Origin of the sequence: Devosia sp. ZW T5_3 (assembly GCF_044987315.1) — a bacterium.
In the GTDB taxonomy this organism is placed as follows: Bacteria; Pseudomonadota; Alphaproteobacteria; order Rhizobiales; family Devosiaceae; genus Devosia.
Window position 1 is genome coordinate 1 of sequence record NZ_JBJDRE010000003.1, and the last position, 16,599, is coordinate 16,599.

At 61.7% G+C, this 16,599-nt stretch carries 21 protein-coding genes; 13 read left to right on the top strand and 8 right to left on the bottom strand.

Annotated features, from left to right (window positions below; genetic code table 11):
- Positions 1-128: 128 nt before the first annotated feature.
- The 5 genes from ACI3KW_RS04135 to ACI3KW_RS04155 all read right to left on the bottom strand — a co-directional run bounded on the left by ACI3KW_RS04135 (position 129) and on the right by ACI3KW_RS04155 (position 3,537).
- Positions 129-554, bottom strand: a complete 426-nt coding sequence (locus ACI3KW_RS04135) for a hypothetical protein (protein ID WP_404847048.1) — start codon at positions 552-554, stop codon at positions 129-131.
- 193 nt (positions 555-747) lie between these two features.
- Positions 748-1,113: a VOC family protein gene (locus tag ACI3KW_RS04140; protein ID WP_404847049.1), complete on the bottom strand. Its 366-nt coding sequence runs from the start codon at positions 1,111-1,113 to the stop codon at positions 748-750.
- 249 nt (positions 1,114-1,362) lie between these two features.
- Positions 1,363-2,088 carry an isochorismatase family protein gene (locus tag ACI3KW_RS04145; protein WP_404847050.1) on the bottom strand — a complete coding sequence of 242 codons (726 nt, stop codon included), beginning with the start codon at positions 2,086-2,088 and terminating at the stop codon, positions 1,363-1,365.
- Positions 2,089-2,180: 92 nt separating this feature from the next.
- Positions 2,181-2,678 carry a xanthine phosphoribosyltransferase gene (gpt, locus tag ACI3KW_RS04150; protein WP_113123589.1) on the bottom strand — a complete coding sequence of 166 codons (498 nt, stop codon included), beginning with the start codon at positions 2,676-2,678 and terminating at the stop codon, positions 2,181-2,183.
- 91 nt (positions 2,679-2,769) lie between these two features.
- The gene (locus tag ACI3KW_RS04155) at positions 2,770-3,537 is read right to left on the bottom strand and encodes a competence/damage-inducible protein A (protein WP_404847051.1); all 768 of its coding nucleotides are present in this window, start codon (positions 3,535-3,537) and stop codon (positions 2,770-2,772) included.
- Between the two features lie 127 nt (positions 3,538-3,664).
- Here ACI3KW_RS04155 and map point away from each other — a divergent pair, with 127 nt between their 5' ends.
- On the top strand, positions 3,665-4,498 hold the full coding sequence (map, locus tag ACI3KW_RS04160; protein WP_404847052.1) for a type I methionyl aminopeptidase: 834 nt from the start codon (positions 3,665-3,667) through the stop codon (positions 4,496-4,498).
- Complete coding sequence (gene radC / locus ACI3KW_RS04165; protein ID WP_262167093.1) at positions 4,498-5,226, top strand: DNA repair protein RadC; 729 nt, start codon at positions 4,498-4,500, stop codon at positions 5,224-5,226. The genes map and radC overlap by 1 nt, the downstream gene beginning before the upstream one ends.
- Here radC and ACI3KW_RS04170 read toward each other — a convergent pair.
- Both ACI3KW_RS04170 and ACI3KW_RS04175 read right to left on the bottom strand, forming a co-directional pair.
- Complete coding sequence (locus ACI3KW_RS04170; protein ID WP_404847053.1) at positions 5,218-6,513, bottom strand: GNAT family N-acetyltransferase; 1,296 nt, start codon at positions 6,511-6,513, stop codon at positions 5,218-5,220. The genes radC and ACI3KW_RS04170 overlap by 9 nt on opposite strands.
- 86 nt (positions 6,514-6,599) lie before the next feature.
- Entirely contained in the window at positions 6,600-7,334 is a 735-nt protein-coding gene (locus ACI3KW_RS04175; protein ID WP_315974500.1) for a cytochrome c biogenesis protein CcdA, read from the bottom strand.
- A gap of 231 nt (positions 7,335-7,565) precedes the next feature.
- Here ACI3KW_RS04175 and ACI3KW_RS04180 point away from each other — a divergent pair, with 231 nt between their 5' ends.
- The 9 genes from ACI3KW_RS04180 to ACI3KW_RS04220 all read left to right on the top strand — a co-directional run bounded on the left by ACI3KW_RS04180 (position 7,566) and on the right by ACI3KW_RS04220 (position 14,932).
- A complete protein-coding gene (locus tag ACI3KW_RS04180) occupies positions 7,566-8,435 on the top strand; it encodes an alpha/beta hydrolase family protein (protein ID WP_404847054.1) in 870 nt (289 codons plus the stop codon).
- A gap of 133 nt (positions 8,436-8,568) precedes the next feature.
- Complete coding sequence (rpe, locus tag ACI3KW_RS04185; protein WP_404847055.1) at positions 8,569-9,240, top strand: ribulose-phosphate 3-epimerase; 672 nt, start codon at positions 8,569-8,571, stop codon at positions 9,238-9,240.
- A gap of 30 nt (positions 9,241-9,270) precedes the next feature.
- Positions 9,271-10,599, top strand: a complete 1,329-nt coding sequence (purB, locus tag ACI3KW_RS04190; protein WP_404847056.1) for an adenylosuccinate lyase — start codon at positions 9,271-9,273, stop codon at positions 10,597-10,599.
- The gene (locus tag ACI3KW_RS04195) at positions 10,596-11,009 is read left to right on the top strand and encodes a GNAT family N-acetyltransferase (protein WP_113123598.1); all 414 of its coding nucleotides are present in this window, start codon (positions 10,596-10,598) and stop codon (positions 11,007-11,009) included. Before purB ends, ACI3KW_RS04195 begins: the two co-directional genes overlap by 4 nt.
- Complete coding sequence (locus ACI3KW_RS04200) at positions 11,006-11,557, top strand: alpha/beta hydrolase (RefSeq protein ID WP_262167082.1); 552 nt, start codon at positions 11,006-11,008, stop codon at positions 11,555-11,557. The genes ACI3KW_RS04195 and ACI3KW_RS04200 overlap by 4 nt, the downstream gene beginning before the upstream one ends.
- Positions 11,558-11,560: 3 nt before the next feature.
- Complete coding sequence (locus tag ACI3KW_RS04205) at positions 11,561-11,971, top strand: GNAT family N-acetyltransferase (protein WP_404847057.1); 411 nt, start codon at positions 11,561-11,563, stop codon at positions 11,969-11,971.
- Positions 11,972-11,974: 3 nt separating this feature from the next.
- On the top strand, positions 11,975-12,805 hold the full coding sequence (locus ACI3KW_RS04210) for a sugar phosphate isomerase/epimerase (protein ID WP_404847058.1): 831 nt from the start codon (positions 11,975-11,977) through the stop codon (positions 12,803-12,805).
- Positions 12,806-13,075: 270 nt separating this feature from the next.
- Positions 13,076-13,390, top strand: a complete 315-nt coding sequence (locus ACI3KW_RS04215; RefSeq protein WP_113123602.1) for a DUF1344 domain-containing protein — start codon at positions 13,076-13,078, stop codon at positions 13,388-13,390.
- Positions 13,391-13,615: 225 nt separating this feature from the next.
- Positions 13,616-14,932, top strand: a complete 1,317-nt coding sequence (locus ACI3KW_RS04220; RefSeq protein WP_404847059.1) for an O-acetylhomoserine aminocarboxypropyltransferase/cysteine synthase family protein — start codon at positions 13,616-13,618, stop codon at positions 14,930-14,932.
- Between the two features lie 55 nt (positions 14,933-14,987).
- Here ACI3KW_RS04220 and ACI3KW_RS04225 read toward each other — a convergent pair whose 3' ends face one another.
- Positions 14,988-15,314, bottom strand: a complete 327-nt coding sequence (locus tag ACI3KW_RS04225; protein WP_262167075.1) for a DUF1476 domain-containing protein — start codon at positions 15,312-15,314, stop codon at positions 14,988-14,990.
- 214 nt (positions 15,315-15,528) lie between these two features.
- On the opposite strand from ACI3KW_RS04225, the gene purC reads away from it, so the two are divergent.
- Both purC and purS read left to right on the top strand, forming a co-directional pair.
- Entirely contained in the window at positions 15,529-16,293 is a 765-nt protein-coding gene (gene purC, locus ACI3KW_RS04230; protein WP_113123605.1) for a phosphoribosylaminoimidazolesuccinocarboxamide synthase, read from the top strand.
- An 18-nt stretch (positions 16,294-16,311) separates the two neighbouring features.
- Positions 16,312-16,557, top strand: coding sequence for a phosphoribosylformylglycinamidine synthase subunit PurS (gene purS / locus ACI3KW_RS04235; RefSeq protein ID WP_262172046.1), 246 nt, complete (start codon positions 16,312-16,314; stop codon positions 16,555-16,557).
- Positions 16,558-16,599: the final 42 nt, after the last annotated feature.

Genomic DNA, 16,599 nt, shown 5'->3' on the forward strand with positions numbered 1-16,599 from the left:
GGTATAGTGACATAGGGGTTTGGGGGCGGGGATAAGTTTTTGTAATGGCCAATTTCGACGCCATATCGGGCGTCCGCGGCCGAAGATCGTCGTCCTGATGCTGTGCGACGCGAACTACTACGCTCAGCCTACTGTCCGCTACGAGGTGATACGAAGCGCTCGTCTGTGCCGTCGTCAAAACCAACAATTTGGGCGCAAATCTGAAGCTGGACGTTTCCCTCCGTCGCGCCAATCAGAGTTTTGTAATGCGCAGCATCGGTCGACACTTTTATCGTCCGAGTTTGCCCCGCGGCAATTTGCTGAGGAAAGATAGGGGCGCCAGCCTCGTCCAACGGACCGTTCTCGGAGCTGAAAACTGCCCGTGCGATCGAACTTTTGATGTCCTTGTCGAAATTATTTCTGATCTCGATGGTGATTTCGGTCCAGCCCTGTTCGTTTTGGACAGCTGACCAACTGACGGCGGTCATCTGACTTTCCTGACCCATCCAGCACTCTTCTGCAAAGGAAGATTGGGTTAAGGCGACAATGGTCGCCAATGAGATTGCCAGCTTCATCTGGACATCCTTTGATGTGGGAGCGGTCTTGCTCAGGTGTCTAGCATCAAGGCAAATCGTTAAACCGACAAATGCCTTACGTCACGGGCCGTAAGTTGCAGGAGGCAGCTTAGACTTCGTCTGCACCAAGACCTACCAGTTCGTTTTCCACCCCAACTTAAGCGCCTGCGGTCCCGCAAGACCTGCACAACGACTATTTTCCGACGAGTACAAAGACATTTTTGTCTGGTGCTACCATGACAGCGATATGTCCGGATTCGGTGGCGAAAGGCGTGCGAATCCATTCGATAGATGGTTGAGACTTGAGGCTTTCGTAGGCGGCCAGCACATCGCCGACATATATCTCGACCTCTGTAAGCTTCACATCGGGACTGTCGCTGAGAACGAGTTCCGAGCTGCCGGCAGACGGAAACTTCATGCCGATCAGGCTGCATGGAGTGCCGGATTGAGAAACCCGGTTAATACGCCACGCTTCCGTTAGCCCCACCGAGCTATAGAAATGCAAAGAGGCGGAGATATCGTTTGTGTGAATGCATACACATTCAAGTTTCTGGAACATCGGTTTTTCCCTCAGGCGAACAGGACGAAGCCAGAACATAAAATGAACAAAATTGTCAACCGCCGGCGCAGGCGCGAGCCATAGCAGCGCGCCGAAGTGCTGCCGACTATTTCGTCAGGTGGCTTCGGTAGCGGCCCGTAGCAGCCGTCCCACGGCCAAGGAGTGGCCTCAATCGCCGGAGCCATCGCCGACCGGCAACGCGCAAGTCGAGCGACCAGATTGGATTCCCGCCGTGCGCACCAGACTATTTCATGAGGATAAAAGGCCGGCGGCGTCCTCGGTCGACCGTACATCGCCGAAGCTGCGATATATATTGTGAAGCGCGGCGTTGTGGTCCTGATCTCGCCGCGCGGCCGTTCCGTCAGCTATGAAGACTACCCGGAACCCACTGGCATGGGCGTCTCGGGCCGACGACTCGCAACAGATATTCGTTACGGTTCCAGCGATGAAAACGGTGTCGATGCTGCGAGCCCGAAGAGCGGCAGGCAATTCCGAAGCTCCAGGGAAAAACGCGCTATAGGCGGATTTCTCGAAATATAGGTCTTCCTCCCGTGGAGAAAGGCCGGGCCACACCCGGTCCGATATCGGGCCGGAGCCGCCGGATGTCCTGAATAGCTCCGCTATATCTGCACCAAAAAATTCCCGCGCGAGGTTCGGGTTGGGCTGATCCGCACTCGGAACAACCCAGGCAACGGTCCCGCCAGATAGGCGCAGCGCATCGGCGAGACGGACGATATTTGGCACAATGCCCCTGCAATAGCCGCTTTCCGCAACAAAAAAGGGGACCATATCAATCACGACCAGCGCAGTGCGACCGGGAGTGACGGTATCGTAGGCGTACCGCCTCCCCCGCCTTTGCTTTTGGCGCTCGTATTCTCGCGGCTCGATGACCCAGTTATGGAGTTTTGGTGATGGAGCGAGCGCAGGCGCCAAGCCCGCGATACCTTGCTCAACAGCCATCGCAATGTACCGCATTGATCATCGTTTGATGATGATCAATGCAGCCTCAAGGTGTCAATGATCCGAATGCACAGGCAACAACCGAAAGCCCAGTCTGCGGCCGCCCCTCAGTCCGTCCCGCCGCTGATCGGCGCCGCATAAGCCACGTCCAGATCCCAGGGGAAGAAAATCCAGGTGTCCTGGCTCACTTCGGTGATGAAGGTGTCGACCAGTTCGCGGCCCTTGGGCTTGGCGTAGACGGTGGCGAAGTGGGCGCCGGGTAGCATTTCGCGGACTACGCGGGCGGTGGAGCCGGTGTCGACCAGATCGTCGACAATCAGGATCTTGGCGCCGTTGCGGGCCAGCTCGAGCACGGGGGCGCTGATTTCCTTGAGCACCTTGATGCCGCTCTGGCTCTGGTGATCGTAGCTCTTGACGGCCACGGTCTCGACGGTGCGGATATTGAGTTCGCGCGCCACGATGGCCGCCGGCACCAGCCCGCCGCGGGCAATCGCCACGATGGCGTCGAACGATCCGATGCCCGCCAGCCGCCAGGCCAGCGCCCGGCTATCACGATGAAACTGATCCCAGCTGACCGGGAAGGACTTTTCGTTCGGATTGTTCACTCGATCTCTCCTGCGCCGGCGCCGTGGCGTCCGAATAATTGAATTTGGCGTCTTAGCAAAAGCGCAGGCCCTGCGCTATTGCGCCGGAAGCTTAATCCTCAGGTGGCGTAACGCCGGCCTTGGCATGGGCGGCATCCACCATGGCGCGCACCTTGGCGGTCGCCTCTTCCAGCCGCGCCAGATCGGACGAGCGCAGCACCAGCTCGGTCATGACCCGATCCTTGCCCATCTGGGGATAGCTGCCCATTTTGACGTCCGGATATTGCGCCTGCAATTCGCCCAATGGGCCGCCGACAGTCCCCTCGCCCACCGCCGCCTTGACGGTCATCGAGAGCACTTTCTTGCCACCCTGCAGGGTCGGCGCCAGTGCTTCAAGCATGGCGCGCATGATGATCGGCACGCCGGCCATGACATGCACATTGCCGATGCGGAAACCTGGGGCAGCGCTGACTGAATTGACGATCAGGTCGGCGCCTTCGGGAATGCGGGCCATGCGCAGCCGGGCCTCGTTGACCTCTGTGCCAGTCTCTTTCCAGCGCGCTTCGAGCATGGCGCGCGCCTGCGGATTGATCGGCAGGGCCACGCCAAACGCCTTGGCGACCGCGTCGGCGGTAATGTCGTCATGCGTCGGGCCGATGCCGCCGGTGGTGAACACATAGGTGTAGCGGGCGCGCAACGCGTTGACGGCGTCGATAATATCGTCGGTCTCGTCGCTGACGACGCGGACTTCCTTGAGCTCGATCCCCAGATCCGTGCAGAAATCGGCGGTGGCGCCGATATTGACGTCCTTGGTGCGTCCCGAGAGAATTTCATCGCCGATAACGATCAGCGCGGCGGTAATGCTGGCAGGGCTCGACATCGCTTGAATCCGTGACTTGCTGTCAGCCAGCAATGCCCGCCCCCGATAACCGCGTCAAGCAAGTGTGTCGCCCTTCCCATCGGCAAAACGAGCGACTAAGTTTATGGCGTTTCCCGCGGAGTTCTAGATGACCACCTATGTCGATGCCAGTTCCAAAGCCCGCCGCACTGCCGGCGTCATCCCGCTGCATGGCGAGGAAGGCTTTATCGGCATGCGCAAGGCGGGGCAGCTGACGGCGCAGGCGCTCGATATCCTGGTCGATTATGTCGAGGCGGGCGTGCCCACCTCCACCATCGATCGGGTGGCTTATGAATTCGCCCGTGACAATGGCGCCATTCCGGCCACCATTTTCTACAAGGGCTATCGCCACTCGCTCTGCACCTCGATCAACCATGTCGTGTGCCACGGCATTCCCGACGAGCGGCCGCTGCGGGAGGGCGATATCGTCAATATCGACCTGACGCTGATCGTCGACGGCTGGTATGGCGATTCCAGCCGCATGTATCCGGTGGGCGAAATTTCCCGCAAGGCGGAGCGGCTGATCGAGGTTACCTATGAGGGGCTTGAGGCCGGGATCGCCGCCGCCAAGCCGGGCAATACCACCGGCGATATCGGCGCTGCCATCCAGGCGGTGGCGGAGGGCGAGCGCATGAGCGTGGTGCGCGATTTCGTCGGTCATGGCGTGGGGCGCCTGTTCCATGACGAGCCCAATATTCTGCATTTCGGCGTGCCCGGCACAGGCGTGCCGCTCAGGCCGGGCATGATCTTCACCATCGAGCCGATGATCAATCTGGGCCGCCCGCACGTCAAAATCCTGTCCGATGGCTGGACCGCGGTGACCCGTGACCGCACCTTGTCCTCGCAGGCCGAGCACTCCATCGGCATTACCGAAACCGGCTGCGAGATTTTTACGCTCTCCCCCGGTGGGCTGTTCAATCCGCTCGCTGCGCGGGCCGCCTGATGAGCGATCGGCCGGACGAACTCTCGGAAGCCTCGTTTCCCGCCCCCTCGCCCATTGATGATCACGCCGGCCACCGCCAGCGGGTCCGGGAACGCTTTCTCAAGGTGGGCGGCGACGCGCTGGAAGATTACGAATTGCTCGAGCTGATCCTACAGCTCGTCGTGCCGCGCCGCGACACCAAGGCGCTGGCCAAGACGCTGCTGCGCGAATTCGGCACCTTTTCCGGGGTGTTCAATGCCAGCCAGGCGCGCTTGGAAAAAATCGATGGGCTGGGCGCCACGTCCGTTGCCCATATCAAGGTCATCCAGGCCGTGGCTGCCCGCTTCGGCCGCGACCGTATCGCCACTGAAAAACCGATCCTGAGCTCCTGGTCGCAGCTGATCGACTATTGCAACAGCCAGATGGCCTACGAAACCATCGAACAGTTCCGCATTCTGTTTCTGGACAAGAAGAACCGGCTGATCGCCGACGAGGTGCAACAGACCGGCACGGTGGATCACACCCCGGTCTATCCGCGCGAAGTGATCAAGCGCACGCTCGAGCTATCGGCGACCGCGCTGATCCTAGTGCATAATCACCCCTCGGGCGACCCCGCGCCCTCCTCCGCCGATGTGCGGATGACCAAGGAAATCGCCGATATCGCCAAGCCGCTCGGCATCACGCTGCATGATCACCTGATCATCGGCAAGGCCGGGCACACCTCGCTGCGCGGCCTCAAGCTAATCTGATTTTTCGGGCGTCTCGGCGGTCTTGCGGCCGCTTAGCCGGTACACCAGCGCCTGGATATTGCGCACTGCGGATTTGAGCTGCTTATTGGCCTTGATACTGGCCCGCGCCTTCTGGAAGGTCTGGTGCAGCCCCACGATCTGGGTGCCCCGCGCATTGAGCCCGATATAGTGCTGGCGCAGCGGCGTCTGCACATTGCACCAATGCCGCTTCTCGTCGGTAAAGCCGCTGCCCATGTCGAACACGCGCATGCCCTGGTCGAACACGGTCTGCATCACCCGCAACAGGCATTGCTTGCCCGGCGAGCCGTTCTGGATGGCCGGATCGTCGCTCATCGAGGAGATCAGGCAGAACATGCGATCGTTGTGGACCACGTTGTAGCGCACCGCCACGATGGCATCGTTGAGCCGCAGCACATGCAGCCGCACATCTACGCCCGAGCCTTGCGCCGCCATGGCGTGATAAAAATCGGTCAGCCGGTCATGCACGAAAGGATCGCGCACGCCCATGACCTTGAAACGGGCGGCACGCTGCACGAACATGGTTTCGATGGCCTGGCGCATATCGCCGCCATTGCGGATTTCTTCGAACCCGACCTCGCCCATGGCGGCCAGCCGGTCGCCCTGCTGCCGGTCATGCTTGCGGCGCGATTTGCTGCGCTGCAGCTTGTCGCATTCTTCCCAGCTGGAATATTGCGAACGGTAGAGCGTTTCGACGGTGAGGGTCGATCCCAGTTCATCAAACAGGCCGGCCTCGCCATCCACTTCGATGGGAATCGAGCGCAGATAGACCAGGTCGGCGCCGCTCAACTGGCCGATCATCGCCTGCCAGAGCGCGGCACGCCCCGCAGGGCCCAGAGCCGCCAGCTTTTGGATATCGGCCACGGGCGCATAGCAACCGGCATGGGCGCCGGGAAACCAGGTAAAGACCGGCACGCCGCGCACCGTCTTGCGGTGCAGCGGCAGCAGCGCCACGGGCTGGCCATCCAGCGTGCCGACGACGAAGCGTTGATCCGCCGGCGCAATGCGGCGGTCCCTGATCCACAGGCGGATGAAATCGTAGCTCTGGCCCGGCGATTCGATGCCGTTGGCCGACAGGGCCCGCCACACGGTTTCGACCGCCTCAATGTCATGGCTGACACTGGCGGCGATATCCGCGCGCGACAGATCAAGCCCCGCCACGGCAAAGCCGGATGCGGTAGGTGTGTCCGATGCCGTTTCCGGCAGCGCCGATAGTGCCGCGTTGAGTATCAGTTCCCGCCCCCTGCAATCTCCGGCAGCACTTTGCATTGGGACAATGAATCAGAGCTAAACAAGAGCCTAGCAAAACACCGTAGCGGCAAAAGCCGCGTCATGCGGTTAAGCGGAGATTACTGTCAGCCGAAATTGGCCAGCACGGGGAATGTCTCGAGGAACCAGTAGGACAGCCGGGTGAAATTGCCGGTGAGGAACAAAACGCCGGTAATCACCAGCAACACGCCCATCACCCGCTCCACCGTATGCAGATGGCGCTTGAAGCTGTTGAAGAAGGTCAGGAACGGCCCGATGGCAATGCCGGCCAGGAAGAACGGCACGCCCAGCCCTAGCGAATAAAGCCCCAGCAGCGAGGCCCCTTCGAGCGCCGTGCTCTTGCTCGCCGCCACCGACAACACCGCCGCTAGCACCGGCCCGATGCAGGGCGTCCAGCCAATGGCGAAGGCCAGCCCCAGCAAAAACCCGCCCAGCGGCCCGCTCGCCACGCCCGGCCCGTTGTGTCGGACCTGCCGATCCAACAGGCCAATACGATAGACGCCGATGAAATGCAGCCCCATGGCGATGATCATGATGCCAGCGACCGGCGTCAGAATCGGCAGCGCCTGCCGGAACGCCTGCCCGAATACCGTGGCCGTCGCGCCCAACAGCACGAACACCACCGCAAAGCCCAGGATGAAGAACAGCGAGGTGAAAGCCACCCGCCGCTGCAACGCGGCCGCACCGGTCCCATCGGCCCGCAATTGGTCAAAACTCGCCCCGCTCATATAGGTGAGATAGGGCGGCACCAGCGGCAGCACGCAGGGGCTGAGAAAGCTCAGCACGCCGGCGCCGAACACCATGGGCAATGAAAATTCCAACCGACGCTCCTTTTGTGCGCTGTTTCTAACCCGAAGTGTTTGCAAAGCAATGCGCGGCTTCGCCGCATCGCCGGTTTGTGAAGCGGATGGCGGCGGGGGTGAGCAGATCATCCGTGACCGGGGGCGCGCTGTTGACAAGCGCACGCGAAGGACCACTCTTCCTCAGCGAGTGGGATTTTGCCAAGAGTTTCAAAGGGAACAACCAATAATATGCAAGCCGTGAAAGCCGCAATGACGATCCTGGTAGCCGCCTCGCTTTCCCTCTCCGCCGGTTCCGCCGCCCGGGCCGAAACCAGCACAGATATCACGGTGATGAACGGCGCTCGCGCTGTTCCGGCCACGGTGGTCATTCCCGATGGCGACGGCCCTTTTCCAGCAGTGGTAATGAATCACGGCCACGGTGGCGGCCGGCAGGAAGGCGGCGGCTTTGCCCGTCTCGCCAAGGCCCTGGCCGATGCCGGCATCCTGACCATCCGCATGGATTTCCCCGGCAGCGGCGACAGCAAGGAATCTTTCACCGAGGGCTACCTGTCCAATATGATCTCGGACTCCAATGCCAGCCTTGCCTATATGCTCGAGAACTACCCCGTAGATGCCGGCAGGCTCGGGATTTTGGGCTACAGCATGGGCGGCCGTATCGCGCTGACTATCGCCGGCTCGCCAGACAATCCCTACAAGGCCGTGGGGCTGCTGGCACCCTCCGCCAATTGGGGCGAAGAGCTGCTGCAGGGCTTCTTCGGCGGCCCGGAGGAATATGCGCGCCTCTATGCCGAGGCCTCGACCGACAAGGGCTATGCCGACTACACCACCCAGTATGGGCAGGAGCAAAAGCTCAGCAAGACGTGGTTTGACGAACTGATCGCCTCCAAGCCATTGGACGCCATCGGCGCCTATAAAGGTCCCATGCTGGTCGTGCACGGCGACAAGGACGTGGTGGTTCCAGCTGCGGTCAACGAAGCCGTGGTTGCTGCCTATCCCAAGGCCAGCATCGTGCTCGTCCCCGAGGCTGACCACGGCTACGGCTTTTACAGCGACCAGCCGGATGTATCAGCGCTGGTCGAGAGTTCGTTCGCTGATTTCTTTGCCGAGAACCTGAAGTAAGCCAGTACCCCGGACACGCAGTTGTCCGACAGAATAAGGCTTTCCGTTCGGTGGACGGAGAGCCCCTCCCCTTGCCCCCCGTTCGCGCGCGCCCTATAGCAACCTCATCCCTGTCCGGCCGAGGTGCCCACCCATGACCACCCGACCCATCCGCATTGCGCCATCGATTCTGTCGGCCGATTTCGCACGCTTGGGCGCCGAGATCGAAGCTATCGACCAGGCCGATGCCGATTACATCCATGTCGATGTGATGGACGGCCATTTCGTGCCCAATATCACCTTTGGCATGCCGGTCATGGCGGCGGTCCGCAGCTATACGGCCAAGCCCTTCGATACCCATTTGATGATTGCGCCGGCCGATCCTTATATCGCCGCCTTCGCCAAGGCCGGCGCCGATAGCATTACCGTGCATGCTGAAGCCGGCCCGCATCTGCATCGCTCCCTCCAAGCCATCAAGGCCGAGGGCAAGCGCGCTGGTGTCGCGATCAATCCGGCCACCCCGCTATCGGCGATCGAGCACGTGCTCGACGATATCGACCTGCTGCTCGTCATGACCATCAATCCCGGCTTTGGCGGCCAGACTTTCATTCCGGCCACGCTGGACAAGGTGCGCCAGGCAAATGCCCTGATCGGGGCCCGCCCCATTGATCTGGAAGTCGATGGCGGCGTGACCGTGGACAATATCGGCGAGATCGCCCGCGCCGGCGCCAATGTCTTCGTCGCCGGCTCCTCCATCTTTGCCGGCAATGACCCGGCCACCTATGCCGCCCGCATTGCTGCGCTCCGCGCCGCCGCCACACACTGATTCAAATTCTGAACGCGAAGGCCTAAGCCCATGATTCCGCGCTATTCCCGTCCCGAAATGGTTGCCAATTGGTCGGCCGAAAACCGCTTCGCCATCTGGTTTGAAATCGAGGCGCACGCCACCACCAAGCTGGCCGAACTGGGCGTCGTCCCCAAGGAATCCGCCCAGAAAATTTGGGACGTGATGAATGCCCGCAAGGCGGAGCTGGGTGACTATGGCTTTGATGTCGAGCGGATCGACGAAATCGAGCGCACCACCAAGCACGACGTCATCGCCTTCCTCACGCATTTGAGCGAAATCGTCGGCCCCGATGCCCGTTTCGTGCACCAGGGCATGACCAGCTCCGACATTCTGGACACCACCCTGTCGGTGCAGATGGCCCGCGCCGCCAATATCCTGATTGCCGATTGTGATGCCCTGCTCGCCGCGCTCAAGCGTCGCGCCTATGAGCACAAGGACACCATCACCATCGGCCGCAGCCACGGCATTCATGCCGAGCCGACCACGTTCGGCGTCAAGCTGGCCGAGGCCTATGCCGAATTCACCCGCAACCGGGCACGCCTCGTCGCCGCTCGCGCGGAAATCGCGACCGCCGCCATTTCCGGCGCCATTGGCAGCTTCGCCAATATCGACCCGCAGGTCGAAGAATATGTTGCCGAAAAGCTGGGCCTTGCCATCGAGCCGGTGTCCACCCAGGTCATCCCGCGCGATCGCCACGCCATGTTCTTCGCTACGCTGGGCGTCGTCGCCAGCTCCATCGAGCGCGTTGCCATCGAGATCCGCCACCTGCAGCGCACCGAAGTGCTCGAAGCCGAGGAATTCTTCTCCCCCGGCCAGAAGGGCAGCTCGGCCATGCCGCACAAGCGCAACCCGGTGCTCACCGAAAACCTCACGGGCCTCGCCCGTCTCGTGCGCGGCATGGTCACCCCGGCGCTGGAAAACGTCGCCCTCTGGCACGAGCGCGATATTTCGCATTCCTCGGTCGAACGCATGATCGCCCCCGACGGCACGATCACGCTCGATTTCGCCCTGGCCCGGTTGACCAATGTCATCGACAAGCTGGTCGTCTATCCCGAGAACATGCGCAAAAACCTCGATCTGCTCGGCGGCCTGCACAATTCCCAGCGCGTCCTGCTCGCCCTCACCCAGGCCGGCTATTCCCGCGAGGACAGCTATGCCGCCGTGCAGCGCAATGCCATGAAGGTATGGGAAATGCGCGGCGATCGCGCCGGCCAGTTCGCCAAGAACCTCAAGGCCGACCCCGAAGTTAGCCTGAGCGACGCACAAATCGACGCCATGTTCGACGATGCCTACCATCTCAAGCATGTCGATACGATTTTCCGCCGGGTCTTCAAATGAGCATTATCTGCGCCCAGGAAACCGGCCTGACCGCCGAGGAATACATTGCCTGTGTCGGCCAGTCGGCGCTGGGACCAACCCGGCCGCTGAGCAATACCGAGCGGGTGCAGGCCTATCTCGACAGCTCCAACATCGTCGTCACGGCGCGTGACACCAATGGAACGCTGGTGGGGCTGTTCCGCGGCATGACAGACTGGAACTGGGTCTGCTATTGCGCCGATCTGGCTGTGGTCGAGAGCTATCAGGGCAAGGGCATCGGTGGCACGCTGATGGACAAGGCGGCCGAAATCCTCGGGCCGGGCGTGACCATCGCACTGCTCTCGCTGCCAGGCGCCGAGGGCTTTTACAAAAAGATCGGCCTCACTCAGACCGATGCTGCCTTCTATCGTGACAGGACCCACCGCTCATGAAGATATCGGAAGCCGACATCCTCATTCTGCCTGGCCTTGGCGGCTCCAGCCCCGGCCATTGGCAATTGCGCTGGGCCGAGCGCATGTCCAATGCCGCCATTGTCGAGCAGGCCGATTGGGACGAGCCGGATCTCGACGATTGGGTGTCCACTATCGAGCAGGCCATCCTGCTTGCCACCCGCCCCGTCGTGCTGATCGCCCATTCGCTCTCCTGCATCGCTGTAGCCCATACGGCGAGCCGGCTGATCGATTCCAATGTGCGCGGCGCCTTTCTCGTCGCGCCGCCCGATATCGAGCTCAGCCCCGACGCGCCGGAAGAGACCTATCCCTTCCGCCCCATCCCGCGCGATCCGCTGCCCTTCCCGTCCCTGCTGGTCGCCTCCAGCAATGATCCCCTCTGCAGCATCGACCGCGCCGTCGAATTCGCCACCTGCTGGGGTTCCGATTTCCACCAGGCCGGCGAAGTCGGGCACATCAACGTCGCCTCCGGCCACGGCCCCTGGCCCGAGGGCCTGCTGATGTTCACTCGCCTGATGCAACGGATCTGACCCGTGTCCGACTACGTCCTCGCCGCCGAAACGCCCAGCATTGCCGATTACCGGCGCCTGCGCGAAGTCGCGGGCCTCAGCGGCAAGTCGCAGGAAGCTGCAGCGACCGGCCTGCCCAATAGCTGGTTCGCCGTTATCATCCGCCACGGCGGCGCCGTGGTGGGCATGGGTCGCGTCATCGGCGATGGCGGCACCGCTTTCCAGATCGTCGACATCGCCGTGGAGCCCGCCCATCAGGGCAAGGGCCTCGGCAAGCAGATCATGGCGGCGCTGATGCAGCATCTGCGCCAGCATGCTCCGGCCACCGCCTATGTCAGTCTGATCGCCGACGGCGACGCGCGCCACCTCTATGCCAAATATGGTTTTGAACCCGTCATGCCCGCCTCGATCGGCATGGCAACGCGGATTGGCTGAACAATGCAGAAACTCCTCGTGCTTCAGTCCCTCTGGGCCATGCAGAACCTGCGCGGCGCCCCGGCCCACCGCTCGCTCGAAGACAATGTCGCACGCATCAAGGCGGCCGGGTTCGATGGCTTCGGCACGATGTGGGAAGACGACGAAACGGCAAGCCGCGCTGCCGCCCTCGCCACTGCGGAGGGCTTGGTCCTTGAGGGATTGTGCATCCCCACCAGCCTGGCCGACGTGGAAACGGCGCTGGACCGTGCAAGCCGCTTCCGGCTGCATCACCTCAACCTGCAATTGAGGATGCTGCCGCGCACCCTGGATGAAGCCTCGCGGTTGATCGGGGCCATCCAGCGGCTTATCGATCAGGCCGATGTCCCCGTCTATATCGAAACCCATCGCGGCCGGCTGACCAATGATCTGCTGTTCACCCTGGAACTGCTCGACCGGCATCCCGATTTTCGCCTCCTGGCCGACCTTTCTCATTACGTGGTGGCGCGCGAGATGGAGCTGCCGATCGACCCCGTGGCCAATCAGCAGATGCTGACCGTGCTTGCCCATGCCTGGGCCTTTCATGGCCGCATCGCCGGCAGCGGCCAGGTGCAACTGCCGCTGGCCTATCACCAGCACTGGCCCTGGGTCGATCAATTCGTGTCCTGGTGGGCGGCTGGCTTCGCCGACTGGCGCGGCCGCGCGGCGGCCGATGCCGAGCTTACCTTCGTGTGCGAGTTGGGGCCGCAGCCCTACGCCATTTCCGGGGCGGATGGCGAAGACCTCACCGACCGCTGGGAAGAATCCCTGATGCTGCGGGACCTCGCATACCAAGCCTGGAAACAGGCCTCTTAGCGCCAAATCCGCCGCAATGCGCCAACATAAGCCGCAATCATCGCGGCGCCGACACTGCCCTGCCCAAGATAAGCCTAACTCCATGACTTTGTGGCTGTTTTCTCGTGCGCGGAATTAAATTACTTTAACTTGAGAAGGCATTTTTCCGGTCCTAGCTTCCTACTCGCAGGTTTGGACCGCGCCGGCATCTCGAATACGACCTGCGACACGACGCGATCTGTAAACCAGCCAATTCCGGGCCAGTCCCGGCGTCTTTACGGAGACATTACTATGCGCAAGATCATCGTTCCTGTTGTCCTCGCCTTCGTTGTCGGCACCTCCGGCATGGCATTTGCTGCGACCACCACGCCCATGGCGCCCGCCGCCAAGCCCGCTGCCGCCGCAACGATTGCCGGGCCACAGACCATCAGCAGCACGGTCAAGGCGTTCGATCTCAAATCCCACACGCTGACCCTGGCCAATGGCGTCGCTTACAAGCTGCCGGCCACCTTCAAGGACCCGGGGCTCAAGGCCGGCTCCAAGGTCACTGTGAAGTGGCAGCAGAACGGCAAGGAATATGACGCGAGCAGCGTCACGCTGGGATAACCTCCAGCGCATGGACCGCGGCGGCCAAGTTTAGAACAGCCGATCACTCAACACCTGATCACTCAATCTGATCGAACGGGCCGCCGCGCCCAGATTCTGCTCGCTCCCGCTTCGGGGGCGAGCTTTTCGTTTAATCTCTACAAAATTAGTAGATTAAACCTGTCCCGCAACAGGCTCCCCGCCCTAAGCTGCCTGCCTCGCGAACGCTCGCAACAGGAGGCTGCAATGGCCGTGACGTCAAAACACCCCGAAACTCAAGGCCTGCATGCAGGCTGGCGCTCTGATCCGGCCACCGGTTCGGTCGCGGTGCCGATCTACCAGACCACCTCGTTCCAGTTTGACGACAGCGAACATGCCGCTGATCTGTTCTCGTTGAAAAAGCTGGGCAATATCTATACCCGCCTGGGCAACCCCACCACCGATGTGCTGGAAAAGCGCGTTGCCGCGCTTGAGGGTGGTGTTGCAGCACTCGCCGTCGCTTCGGGTCAGGCGGCCTCGGCCTATGCCGTGCAAAATCTGGCCGTCTCCGGCGACAATATCGTCGCCTCGACTGACCTTTATGGCGGCACCTACAATCTGTTCAAGAATGTGTTCCGCGAAGCCGGCATCGAAGTGCGCTTTGTCGATCCGTCCGATCCGGAGAACTTCCGCCGCGCCACTGACGACAAGACCCGCGCCTATTACGCCGAGACCCTGCCCAATCCCAAACTCGCCGTGCTGCCGATTGCCGAAGTCGCCGCCATCGGCCGCCCGCTGGGCATTCCGCTGATCGTCGACAATACCGCCGCCCCGCTCACCGCCCGGCCCTTCGAGCATGGCGCGGCTGTGGTGGTCTATTCCTCCACCAAATATCTGGGGGGCCACGGCACCTCCATTGGTGGCGTCATTGTCGATGGCGGCAATTTCGATTGGGCCGCCCATCCGGCGCGCCAGCCGCTGCTCAACACGCCCGATCAGGCCTATCACGGCGCTGTCTGGGTCGAGGCCGCCAAGCCGCTGGGCCCCATCGCCTATATTTTGAAAGCCCGCACCACCCTGCTCCGCACCCATGGCGCGGCGCTCTCCCCGTTCAATGCCTTCCTCACCATTCAGGGCCTCGAAACCCTGGCTCTGCGCGTCGACCGGCATTTTGAAAATGCTCTCAAGGTCGCCAAATGGCTGAGCGAGCGGCCCGAGGTCGCCCTGGTCAACCACCCCTCGCTGCAGACCGGTCCCAAGCGCCAGAATGCCGACAAATATCTCACCCGCGGCTATGGCGCACTGATTGGCTTTGAATTGGCCAATGGCAGGGCGGCCGGCGCCCGCTTCGTGGATTCCCTGCAACTGCTCTATCACGCCGCCAATATCGGGGACGCCCGCTCGCTGGCCATCCACCCGGCCACCACCACGCATTCCCAGCTCTCTCCCGAAGAACAGCTGTCAGCCGGGGTCACCCCCGGCCATGTACGCCTTTCCATCGGCATCGAGCATATCGACGACATCTTGGCCGATCTCGACCAGGCCCTGCACGCCGCCGGCGAGCAATCAGTCGCTGCCGAATAAAAAAGGGAGCCGGACCTCATGGTCCGGCTCCCTCGAAATCAGAATGAAAGGCAGATCAGCCCTCGGCTGCGACCTGCTCGTTGGCGACCAGCACCAGTTGCGCCATTTTCTGGCGAATCACGTCGTCGCCGATCGCCACGCCCTTGGCCTTGAGATCGGCTGAGACCTTGCGGAACACGTCTTCGTCACCGGCTTCTTCGAAATCGGCAGCAACCACTTCGGCGGCATAGGTCTTGGCGTCGTCGCCGGTCAGGCTCAGCAGTTCGGCGGCCCAGATGCCCAGCAGCTTGTTGCGGCGCGCTTCGGCCTTGAACTTCTTCTCGGCGTCGAAGGCAAACTTGGCTTCCTGGCCCTTCTGTCGATCGTCAAACCCGCTCATCAATGTCTCCCGCTGGCTCTGATGGGGCGCCTTTCCGGCGCTCGTCAACCGACATAGGCGGTTCAGCCTGCCAAATCAACGCCGCCCGGAGCGCTGCGACCTTATGCTGCCCGCTCCATCTATCCCCTGCCTTCTATCGAAAGAGCTTGCATTTTTGTGCCTTTGTGGCGCATGAAGCGGCCGAAATCATCCCCTCCTTCATCGGTCCGGAAGTTCCATGAACCGTCGTCGTAAAATCTATGAAGGCAAGGCCAAGATCCTGTTCGAGGGTCCCGAGCCGGGCACGCTGGTCCAGTATTTCAAGGACGACACGACCGCTGGCGACGGCGCACGTCATGAAGTTGTTGACGGCAAGGGCGTGCTGAACAATCGCATTTCCGAATTCATCTTCACCAAGCTCAACGGCCTGGGCATCCCGACTCACTTCCTCAAGCGCATCAACATGCGCGAGCAGCTGATCAAGGAAGTCGAGATCATCCCGCTTGAAGTCGTCGTGCGCAATGTCGCCGCCGGCTCGCTGGTCAAACGCCTGGGTCTCGAGCCCGGCACGCAGCTGCCGCGCTCGATCATCGAATTCTATTACAAGGACGATGCCCTGCACGACCCCATGGTCAGTGAAGAGCACATCACCGCCTTCGGCTGGGCCACCCCGGCCGAACTCGACGACATCATGAGCCTGGCCATTCGGGTCAACGATTTCCTCTCCGGCCTGTTCATGGGCGTCGGCATCCAGCTCGTCGATTTCAAGATCGAATGCGGCCGCCTCTATGAAGGCGACCTGATGCGCATTATCCTGGCCGACGAAATCAGCCCCGACAATTGCCGCCTGTGGGACGTCAAGACCCGCAACAAGATGGACAAGGACCGCTTCCGCGAAAACCTTGGCGGCCTGGTCGAAAGCTATCGCGAAGTCGCCCAGCGCCTTGGCATCCTGGTCGAGACCGACAACGCGCTGGCCACCGGCCCGCGCCTGGTTCAGTAAGCGTTGCAGCGGAGCGGCATCATGAAGGCACGTGTTACCGTCACCCTCAAGAATGGCGTTCTCGATCCGCAGGGTCAGGCCATTGAAGGCTCCCTGAAAAGCCTCGGCTTTTCCGGCGTCGGCGCTGTCCGCCAGGGCAAGGTGTTCGATCTGGCTCTCGATGGCAGCGACGAAGCCGCGGCCCGCACGGCCCTCACCAATATGTGCGAAAAGCTCCTCGCCAATACGGTGATCGAAAACTACGCGATCGAAATCTCCAATTAATCTTTCGCTCCTATTCTATTCGGGCGCGCCGAACCGAGGCGC